This is a genomic window from Sphingomonas sp., assembly GCF_035758555.1.
Taxonomy (GTDB): Bacteria; Pseudomonadota; Alphaproteobacteria; order Sphingomonadales; family Sphingomonadaceae; genus Sphingomonas_B.
The window spans coordinates 1-2,096 of record NZ_DASTXI010000030.1 but is presented as its reverse complement, the minus strand read 5'-3'; the positions used below and the strand labels follow the sequence as shown (position 1 = coordinate 2,096).

Annotated in this window: 3 protein-coding genes; 1 reads left to right on the top strand and 2 read right to left on the bottom strand. The window is 65.0% G+C overall.

The window, feature by feature from the left end:
- Positions 1 to 126 precede the first annotated feature (126 nt).
- Positions 127 to 429: a hypothetical protein gene (locus VFT73_RS01830; RefSeq protein ID WP_326408434.1), complete on the bottom strand. Its 303-nt coding sequence runs from the start codon at positions 427 to 429 to the stop codon at positions 127 to 129.
- A gap of 143 nt (positions 430 to 572) precedes the next feature.
- The gene (locus VFT73_RS01825) at positions 573 to 1,100 is read right to left on the bottom strand and encodes a hypothetical protein (protein ID WP_326408433.1); all 528 of its coding nucleotides are present in this window, start codon (positions 1,098 to 1,100) and stop codon (positions 573 to 575) included.
- A gap of 458 nt (positions 1,101 to 1,558) precedes the next feature.
- On the opposite strand from VFT73_RS01825, the gene rplM reads away from it, so the two are divergent.
- Complete coding sequence (gene rplM / locus VFT73_RS01820; protein WP_326408432.1) at positions 1,559 to 2,038, top strand: 50S ribosomal protein L13; 480 nt, start codon at positions 1,559 to 1,561, stop codon at positions 2,036 to 2,038.
- Positions 2,039 to 2,096 lie beyond the last annotated feature (58 nt).

The following is a 2,096-nucleotide window of genomic DNA, read 5'->3' as shown; positions in this document are numbered from 1 at the left end:
CAGCGCGAGCAGCCACGAGCGCCAATTGGCGGCGAAGCCGGAGGTTTGCTCGTCGCTGCTGGTCGTGCTCGCCACTCCAGCGCCAACGCTGCTGGGGCGCAGCTGTGCCGCGAAACTTACTCTTGGCTAGCGGTTGTTCGCCTTGCCGAGCTTGAACGGCACCTCGTCCAGTTTTCGCCGCAGCTGCTCGATGTTCGCGCCTTCGTCGTCCGCGCCGCCATATTTGGACTCGATCTCGACTTCCTCGGGGGTCTGCTCGCGGAAATAGCTGATCGTCAGCCGGCGCCCGAACACCTCGTCGCCGCGGATCTTCAGCTCGGCCTGGTGCTCGGGCGGAAGATTGTCGCGGATCGTCTCGAGATAGCGGATCAGGTCATCGAGCGAGGTATATTCGCTGATGTCGATGAAATCCTTGACGCGTCTCGGCACGGGCAATGCTCTCCGGGTGGGTACGGACCTTGGGCGAAGCAATTGCAGCTGGACCGCAATCAATCGGGCGCACGCCCACCCGAGGGAACGCGCGACCGTTCAGAATTTTCCCACCCCGCGGGCGGCCCGCGCCGCCCGGAGCCTCAGACAGGATTGACCGCTCCGCCCGACGGCGCGGCCGGTGCGGCGCACTGGCCGCTGACGTTCGACGTCACCTTCGCCGGCTTGCCCGCGCCTTGCGAGACGACCTCGGTCGTTCGCGTGCAGGTCCCTCCACCGTTGCTGACCGAGACGATCGTGGTGCTGGTCCCTCCGGCCGGAAGGTTGCCGTAGGATGCGATGTAGGGGGCAGCGCCGCCGGCGCCGGCCGGTTGGCGCGCCATCTCCTGCGCCCGGCGGATCATCTCCTGCGACTGGCGCTGCATTTGCTCGATCATCCGGTCGAACCCGGCGAAGGACGGGAAGGCCATTCTCCAGGCGTCGGCCGCGTCCGCCACGGTCCGCGGCGCGATCGTCACCTTGGGCGCGACGTCGCCGACATATTCGATGTGCGCGACCGATCCGTCGGGCAGCGGAACATCCATCTTGTGGGACTTGGGGGTGGCGGCGATCGCCGTCCCTGCGAGCGCGGCGGCGGCGATACCGATGGCGATTGCAGGAAGCTTTTTCACGAACGTCCTCCAGCTATTTGCGAATGGAATCAGGTCAGCGAAAGCTATGCCGCGATCCTGAACGCCAGATTGCTGCGCGCCGGATTGATGTCGGTCATGTCCCGCAGATGCGCGCAACGGCGGAGCCGCACTGCGGCCCCGCCGTCGCAAAGGCTTTCGATTCCTGCCTGTTAAATGACCCCGAGAAGCCAAAGGATCAGGATCAGGATCAACAAGCCACCGAGACCGATATACATATGTTCCTCCCGTTTTTGCTTTCGGGTCCAACGGCGGGGTAGCCGCGCCGTTCCACTCGTTGCGCGGCCGCATCGAAGCCATTCAGGGTATTATTTTACCCGTCCGGAAAGCCCCGGATTTGCTTGACTTTCTGCCACCCGGAAGCAAATAGCGCAGGCACGGCGGTGCCGGGCGATGGGCTCGGGCGCCGCTTTTCTCTTTCGAAGAGGTTTTCTTAAGCCATGAAGGCGCTGATGAAGACGACCAAGTCGGCCAAGCCGGCCGAGGTCGAGAAGAAATGGCATCTGATCGATGCGGACGGCCTGGTCGTCGGGCGCGTCGCGACGATCATCGCCAACATCCTGCGCGGCAAGCACAAGCCGAGCTACACTCCGCACGTCGACTGCGGCGACCATGTCGTGGTCATCAATGCCGACAAGGTCCGCTTCACCGGGCGCAAGCTCGAGCAGAAGACCTATTACAAGCACACCGGCTTCCCCGGCGGCCTCAAGGAGGTCACGGCGGGCAAGGTGCTCGACGGGCGCTTCCCCGAGCGCGTGCTCGAGAAGGCGGTCGAGCGCATGATCCCGCGCGGCCCGCTCGGCCGCGACCAGATGCGCGCGCTTCACCTCTACACCGGCGCCGAGCATCCGCACGGCGGCCAGAACCCCGAAGTCCTCGACGTCGCGTCGATGAACCGCAAGAACAAGGTTGGCGCCTGATGTCCGACAATCGTGAATCCATCGCCGAGCAGCTCGGCGCGACCCCGGCTCCGGCGCC